The sequence below is a fragment of the Streptomyces carpinensis genome (assembly GCF_002154505.1).
GTDB classification, from domain to species: domain Bacteria; phylum Actinomycetota; class Actinomycetes; order Streptomycetales; family Streptomycetaceae; genus Streptomyces; species Streptomyces carpinensis.
This window is the reverse complement of sequence record NZ_MUBM01000300.1, coordinates 1-7,774: the sequence shown is the minus strand read 5'-3', so window position 1 is coordinate 7,774 and position 7,774 is coordinate 1. Positions and strand designations below refer to the sequence as shown.

General features: G+C 72.8%; 5 protein-coding genes. 2 read left to right on the top strand and 3 right to left on the bottom strand.

The window, feature by feature from the left end; genetic code table 11:
- On the bottom strand, positions 1-201 hold a 201-nt coding region (locus tag BZY54_RS34990; RefSeq protein WP_143668182.1), incomplete at its 3' end, for a TetR family transcriptional regulator.
- Between the two features lie 91 nt (positions 202-292).
- Here BZY54_RS34990 and BZY54_RS34985 point away from each other — a divergent pair.
- A complete protein-coding gene (locus BZY54_RS34985; protein ID WP_086729348.1) occupies positions 293-1,732 on the top strand; it encodes a purine-cytosine permease family protein in 1,440 nt (479 codons plus the stop codon).
- A 285-nt stretch (positions 1,733-2,017) separates the two neighbouring features.
- On the opposite strand, the gene BZY54_RS34980 is transcribed toward BZY54_RS34985, so the two are convergent.
- Together BZY54_RS34980 and BZY54_RS34975 are read right to left on the bottom strand one after the other, a co-directional pair.
- Positions 2,018-3,544: a glycosyl hydrolase family 18 protein gene (locus tag BZY54_RS34980; protein ID WP_086729347.1), complete on the bottom strand. Its 1,527-nt coding sequence runs from the start codon at positions 3,542-3,544 to the stop codon at positions 2,018-2,020.
- Positions 3,545-3,767: 223 nt separating this feature from the next.
- Entirely contained in the window at positions 3,768-4,841 is a 1,074-nt protein-coding gene (locus BZY54_RS34975) for an acetamidase/formamidase family protein (protein WP_244217488.1), read from the bottom strand.
- A gap of 557 nt (positions 4,842-5,398) precedes the next feature.
- On the opposite strand from BZY54_RS34975, the gene BZY54_RS34965 reads away from it, so the two are divergent.
- Positions 5,399-7,675, top strand: coding sequence for a sensor histidine kinase (locus BZY54_RS34965; protein ID WP_086729346.1), 2,277 nt, complete (start codon positions 5,399-5,401; stop codon positions 7,673-7,675).
- Positions 7,676-7,774 lie beyond the last annotated feature (99 nt).

The following is a 7,774-nucleotide window of genomic DNA, read 5'->3' as shown; positions in this document are numbered from 1 at the left end:
GGCCTCGGCGACCAGGTCCTCGGTGACCGGGAAGTAGTGGCTGATCAGACCGGGCCGCACGGCGAGTTCGTCCGCGACCCGGCGCACCGTGATGCACTCCAGTCCCTCGGCCAGGGCGATCGCCGCAGCGGCGGAGACGATCTCGGTGCGGCGCGCCTGTGGGGTTTTGCGCACTCGTTTCGACTGAACGCTTGACGCCATGCCCGCACGCTATTGGATGTGCGACCAATAATCAATTGGACGCGCGACCAATAGACAGGCTTTCCCAGGGCTTGTCGGTGCGGAGGACTCCATGACAGCCACGGTTCCCGACCCTCACGCGGAATCGCCCGGGTCCGCCCGAACCACCGACCGGGCCGGTGGGGTGGAGGCTCACGGCATCGACGTCATCCCCGACGGCGAGCGCCACGGCCGGGCCAGGGAACTGTTCGCGGTGTGGGCCGCGCCGAACGTCAGCTACCTGAGCCTGGTCGTCGGCGGCACCCTGATCCTGATGGGCCTGAGCCTGTGGCAGGCGCTGGCCGTCACCGTGGCCGGGAACCTGTTCTGGGTGTTCGTCGGGCTGATCGCCGTCAGCGGCCCCGCCTCGGGCACGCCCAGCGAGGTGATCACCCGGGCCATGTACGGCATCCGCGGCAACCGGGCGAGCATCGCCGTCACCGGCTGGTTCGCCTCCGTCTGCTACCTCGCCCTCAGCTGGGCCGCCGCCTCACTGGCAGCGTTCTCCCTGGCCGACGAGGCCGGAGTGCACCCGAACACCGCTGTCAAGATCGTGATCATCGTCGGGATCGCGGCCGCGACCCTGGCCATCAGCGTCTACGGCCACGCCACCATCGTCCGGCTCTACCTGCCGTTCACCGTTCTGCTCACCGTCGTCTTCCTGGCCCTGGCCGGTTACGTCCTCGGTCACGTCGACTGGCACTACCACCCCCGGCAGCCGTTGCACGGGGGCGCGCTGACCGCCGCGCTGGCCGCGGCGCTCGCGCTCATCGCCTCGGCGCCGCTCTCTTACAGCAACAGCGCGGACTTCTCCCGCTACCTGCCGCGCGACACCAGCCCCAGGGCCATCGCCGGCTGGACCGCGATCGGCGCCTTCGTGCCCAGCGTGCTGTTCACCGCGCTCGGCTCCCTGGCCGGCACGGCGCTCGACATGACCGACCCGCAGAGCGCCCTGGAGACGGTGATCCCGGCCTGGTTCAAGCCGGCCTTCCTGCTCGCGATCGTGGTCTCCGCCGTCGTCAACAACGCGATGACCGCCTACAGTTCCGGCCTGTCCCTGCAGGCGGTGGGCCTGCGCATCCGCCGCTCCCGCAGTGTCGCCCTGGACGGTGCCCTCGGCGTCGCGCTCACCCTCTACGCCCTGCTGGTGTCGAACTTCCTCGACACCGTCAGCAGCATGCTCCAGCTGATGGTCGTCCTGATGGGCCCCAACATGGCGATCTACGTCACCGACGTGCTGTGGCGGCGCAACCGCTACGACGGACACGAGCTGAGCGACGAGCGCCGGGGCGGCCCGTTCTGGTACAGCGGCGGCGTCAACTGGGCCGGAGCCGCCGCCCTGGTCACGGGTGCCGCGGCGGCCGCCCTCTGCGTCGACACCCCCCTCTACGTCGGCCCCGTCGCCCACGCTCTGAACGGCACCGACCTCTCGCTGCCGGTCGGGGTGGTCCTCGCCGCCGCGATCTACCTCCTGCTCATGCGCGGCCGCCGGGGCACCGTCTCCGGTGCCTGATCCACCGGGTCGCCCAGCGCCTCGGAGAGGGCGCGGGTGACGGGGTACTCGCTCTCATTCACGTCCTCCGGCTCACCCGCGGGTTCCGGCGCCGCACCCCGGAACCGGGCCCGGACGGCGGCCGGGCGGAAGTCGGACCGGAAGTCGGACCGGGAAGCGGCCGGCCAGGCGCTGCGGCCCTGACCCTGCCGATGCGGGCGAGCGGCCCGGAGTCTGCCACAGGGGCGGGCTCCGGACCGCTTGCGGGGGGAGAGTGCCGGCGGTCCCGGGGGAGCGGGCCGCTCGTCAGCAGGCGCCGAGGTCCTGCCAGACGCCCCACTGTCCGGTGGTTCCGGGCTCCTCGCCCGTCGTCCACCACTTGGCCTTCCAGTTGTGGTCGTTGTGGGAGACCACCTGGCCACCGGTGTAGATCTTGTCCTTCGCCCACGGGGCGGCGGTGCACTGGTTGCCGTTTCCGCCGGTGACGGTCAGGGCGTACGTCGCCGTGTGGCTGCCGGAGGCGCTCGAACCGGTGACGGTGACGGTGTAGGTGCCGGAGACGGCCGCCGAGGTCGTGGCGAGGGTGAGCGTCGAGGAGCCGCCCGCCGTGACGGAGGTGGGGCTGAGGGAGGCGGTGACGCCCGCCGGGACCCCGCTGACGCTGAGGTCCACCTTCTGGGCCGCTCCCTGCGTCACGGCCGTCTTCACCGTGGCGGTGGCGGACTGACCGGCCGTCACCGAACCGGAGGCCGGGCTGAGCGCGACCGAGAAGTCGTTGGACGGTGTGGTGCTGCCACCGCCGGTGAAGGGGGCGAAGATGTGGGTGAAGTCCCAGGTGTTCTGCTGGATGCCGGAGCAGTTGTCCGCGGCCGCGCCACCCGCACAGCTTCCGTTGTCCCGCTGCAGCGCCCAGAAGGAGAGGGTGTTGATGCCCTTGGAGACCGCCCAGTTGTAGACGGTGGTGGCGTTGGCCAGGCTGAAGGTCTCGGCCGGCCCGAAGTCGTCGACGCCGGGCATCTCGATGATGCCGACCATGTTCCACAGCTGCGCGGCGGTCTTGCTCGGGTAGAGCGAGGCCAGCGTGTTGTACAGGCCCTGGGCGGCGGTCTGGGTGTCCTTCGCCATGTCGTGGGGCTGGTTGTCGTAGTAGTCGAACGTCATGATGTTCACGACGTCGACCCGGGTGCCGTTGCTCACGGCGTTGCGCAGCAGCGCCTTGCCGTTGTCCGCGAGGCCCTGGGTGGTGGTCGGCAGGGTGTAGGAGATCTCCACCTTGCGGCCGCTCGCCGCCGCCCAGTCCTCGACCAGCTTGATGGCCTTGTTGCGCCGGTCGATCGCGGTGGTGTTGTCCAGCGAGTCGACCTCGATGTCCATGTCGAGGCGGGAGATGTCGTAGGTCGTGATGACCTTCTCGTACGCGGCGGCGATCTGCTGGACGTCGGTGCAGCTGTCGGCGATCTCCGTGCCGGTGGTGTCGGCGGTGTAGCCGCCGAACGACGGGATGACGTCGCCGCCGTTCGCCTGGATGGTCCTGATGTCGCTGCCGAAGGTCGACGCCGCGATCGGCATGCTCGTGTCGCCGTTCCAGTACGGCGTGCACGAGCCCTTGGAGGCCGTCTGCAGGAACGCCATCGTCAGGTGCTTGGCGCCCGACTGGGCGGACAGGGCGGCGGGGCTCTCGCCGGTCCAGGCCTCGAAGTAGGGAGCGAAGACATGGCTCGGCAGCGGTGTCGCCGCCTGGGCCGTGCCGGTGCTCGACAGGGCGAGGCCCACCGAGGCCGCAGCCGTGACGGCTGCGGTGAGGGCCGCGCGGAAGGAACGCATGAGTCTCATGTCAGTCCCGGTGTGAGGAGGGGGGTTCGCCAATTCCCTTACGCAGGGGTGGTGTTGATGCGTATGGGATAGCGCCCGCTCATCGGGTGGGTCAATGGTCTGGACCAAAATGGGACTAGACCAATTCCCGCTGATCGGGCCCCCTCCGCCTGTACAGAGCCCTCTGGAGTGGACTGGACCACGTGCGCCAAGAAATGCGAGGTTCCGGTTCGCGGCGGGCGGCTCAGCGCTGCCGCATGTACTCCTCGCCCAGCGCCCGCAGCCGCTCGTGGACGCCGTCGTAGGCGCGAGCACGGCCCAGGACGCGCTTGGGCAGCTTCGCGACCATCGTGTACTGGGTGTCGCAGACGTTGGCCGCCGGCGCCAGCCCGGCCTGACTGACCAACTGGTAGGCGTCCAGCTGGTCCAGCCCGAGCAGTTCCGCCGTCCACTGCACCAGGTCGTGCTGGCTGATGCGGAAGGCGTCCTCGAGCGGGCGGGCGTGGCCCGTGCTCAGCAGGAAGCCGTCGTTCTCCAGCCGCGGCACGGCGGGAGCGCCGCCCTTGACGAGATCGACGGCCACCACCGTGTGCATGGCGGTCTCCACCGCCGTTCCGCACACCTCGCCCTCGCCCTGCCGGGCGTGGCCGTCCCCGACGGCGAACATCGCGCCCTCCACGTTGACCGCGAAGTAGACGGTGGTTCCTGCGCGCAGCTCGGGGGTGTCCATGTTGCCGCCGTGGACACCGGGGGAGATGGACATCAGCCGCTCGCCCGCGGCGGGTGCGACACCGACCGTGCCGTGCATCGGGTCCAGCGGCAGGTCCACCGCGAAGTCGCCGCGGGTGGCCTCGAACCGGCAGGTGCCGGCCTTGGCGTCGATGGCGTAGACCCAGACCCGCTCCTCCAGCGCGGGATGCAGCATGGCCGTGGCGTGGGTGGCCGTCAACGCGCCGAAGTGCGGAAACGTGCTGGACACACCCCAGTCGCGGGCCGGTGAGATGTCCACGAAGTGCACCGCGAGCGCGTCCCCGGGTTCGGCTCCCGAGACGGCGACGGGCCCGGTGACCGGGTTCAGGTACGGGAAGGTGCACACCCGGCTGGGCAGGTCGGCCGCCCCGCGCACCCGGCCGCCGAAGCAGTCCTCGGTGGTCAGCTCCACGACGCTTCCGGGCGGCACCGTCACCACGGGCGAGCCGCCGCCGAAGGAGTAGGCGTACCGGTCCTGGACGCGCTCGCCGACGACGGCTGGGTCTACCGCAGCCAGTCCGACACCGACCGCCGTCGCATCTTCGTCCACCTGTCCCGGCGCGGCCATGCGCGGCTGGCTCGGCTCGACGCGCTGGCCGCCGCCCACGAGTCGGCAGTGCGCACCGCCGTCGGCACGGACGGCCTCGGGCCGCTGGTCACCCACCTCGCGGCCACGGGCGAGGACTCCGGCGAGAGCGCCGGCTGACCCGGCACGCTCCCCTCGAAACAGGCGGCGGCGGACGAGTGGCGGTGATCGGGCCGATGGCCGGAGTGTGGGTCAGGGGACCGGCGGCCGGGCTGCGGTCATCGGGATCGGTGGCCGGGGCGGGGTCATCGGCCCGGCGGCCGGCGCGGGTCGTCCGTACCGCTGGTCGCGGCTGATCGCTCTGTCGTACGCCCCCTCATTCCGGACTGCCGTACGAGCCCTCATACCAGAGCGGGACGATCCGCGGGCGATTTTGTCAACTGCCCACCGCACATGATGCGCCGGTAACTACGGTGAGTGGTCGTCGGGCGACGCAGTGCCGCTCAAGTGCGGACCGGCCGACCGGCACAGCGATGGCGCATACCCCTTCGCGCCCCACGCGCGAGCTCACAGGCCCGACGGACCAGTACGAGGAACAGATGTCTCACCTCCGTGCACCGGCCGCCCACGCAGACCGCCGTGACGGCGGACGGCACGGGCGGCCGGTCGCCCGCACCGTCCCCTCGCTGCCCGAGACCCACATGCGGCCCCGGCTGCTCCGCCTCGCGGTGCTGCCGCCGACCGCGGTCGCCCTCGCGGCGGGCGCCGCCGTGCTCTTCACCGTGCGCTCCACCGGCGTCCGCCCCGGCCTCGCTCTGTGGGCGGTGCTCGCCGGGGCGTCGGCGGTGGCGCTCGCGGGCATCGTGACCGCCGCCGTCGCCGCCGGCCGCACGGCCCGGTCCGTTAACGAGCGGATCGACGCCCTGCGCCGCAGCACCGCGCGCCGCGAGGTCGACCTGCAGTCCCTGGTCGACGGGCTCCGCCACGGCGAGGCCCCGCCCCAGCGCAAGCCGCGCGGCGGTCCGCCGGACGACGCCGACGAGTTCGAACTGCTCGCCGCCGACCTGGCCCGCGCCCACGACGGGGCGATGGCCGCCGTCGTCCAGGCCACCCAGCTCTCCGGCCAGGCGGGCAGCGAACAGAAGCTCGAGGTCTTCGTCAACCTCGCCCGGCGCCTGCAGTCCCTGGTGCACCGCGAGATCTCCATCCTCGACGAGCTGGAGAACGAGATCGAGGACCCCGACCTGCTCAAGGGCCTCTTCAACGTCGACCACCTCGCCACCCGGATCCGCCGCCACGCCGAGAACCTCGCCGTCCTCGGCGGTGCCGTCTCCCGCCGCCAGTGGAGCCGGCCGGTCTCCATGACCGAGGTGCTCCGCTCCGCCATCGCCGAGGTCGAGCAGTACTCGAGGGTGAAGCTCGTCCCGCCCGTCGACGGCCGTCTGCGCGGTCACGCCGTGGCCGACGTCATCCACCTGCTGGCCGAACTCGTCGAGAACGCCACGGTGTTCTCCGCCCCGCAGACCCAGGTCCTGCTGCGCGTCAATCTCGTGGCCTCCGGACTCGCCGTGGAGGTCGAGGACCGGGGACTGGGCATGCCCGTCGGCGAGCAGGTCAGGATGAACTCCCTGCTGGCCGACCCCGACCAGGTCAACCTCGCCAGCCTGCTCGCGGACGGCCGCATCGGCCTGTACGTGGTCTCCCAACTCGCCAAGCGGCACGGCATCACCGTCCGCCTGCAGACCAACATCTACGGCGGCGTACAGGCCGTCCTGGTCGTGCCCCAGGCGCTGCTGGGGATGGAGACGGGGACGGCGCCCGGCGCCTCGGGGGACGTCCGGCGCACGCAGCCGCCCCACGCGGCCGGTCCGGTGGGCCGGGGGACGGTCTCCTCCGGCCCGGACGCCGGGGACTCCGCAAGCGGGCCCTTCGGCGCGGTACCGGGCGCGGCGGGCGGGAACGACGGTCACCGCGGCTTCGCCCCGACGGGCACGGGCACGACCGTCCCCGGCCGCACGGCGGGTCCCCACGCGCCGGTCCCGAGCGGCGGGGACGCACACGCGATGTCCGTCCTGGACGGCGCGGACGGACATCTCCCGGCCAAGGCGCGTTCCTCGGCGGACGCGCGTTCTTCGGCAGACGTGCGCCCACCGGCGGGCGCGCCCACCGCCGGTGCGCTTCCCGCGAGCGGTGGGAGCGTCCCCGGCTCCCTCCCGGTGGCCGGGGACCACGGCACGGGCGGGCCTTCGGCGGCCGACGCGCAGTCCGCCCGCGAGTCCGCGCCGACCGGCGCGGAGGCACCACCGGTGGGTGGCCGCGGTCCCGCGCCCCTGCCCCGGCGCGGCGACCGCGCGGGGCGGGCGAACCCGGCGGAGGCGATGCCCGGCGTCCGGCCCGAGGAGCGCGGTGCCGTGGCCGCGAAGGCGGGTGCGGTGCCCACCCCGCGCAGCGACATGGTGCGCGGCACCATGGGCAAGCCGCAGTTGCCCCGGCGCCGGGCGCAGGAGCACATCGTTCCCCAGCTGCGCAGCGGCCCGACACCCCGCCAGGACAGCGAGTCCGTCGCGGGCCACGACCCCGGCCTGATGGCCGCCTTCCAACGCGGGATGGGACTGGCCGAGACCCAGCAGCGCAGGGAACCGCTCCCGGCGGACGTGGACACGGAGACGGAGCCGGCGGCGGACCACCCGGGCGAGGGGCCGGGATCCTCGACCGCTGCGACCGTGGCCGCAGCTCGGGAGGTGCCTCCCCTGGACGGACCGCCCCCGGAGACGTCACCGGCCCCCGAGGCCCACGCCGAGCCCGCGCCCGGGCCGCCGGCGCCGCCCGCGCCGGACGCCACGGTCCGGTACGACGGGAGCGCGCCGCCGGGATGACCTGCACGACCGGCGCGACCAGCACGGCGGGCCCGCCGTCCCCCGAGGCCGGGAGCCCGTCCCCGCGCCGGCTGCCTCGTCCACCCCCATCCCTCCGTC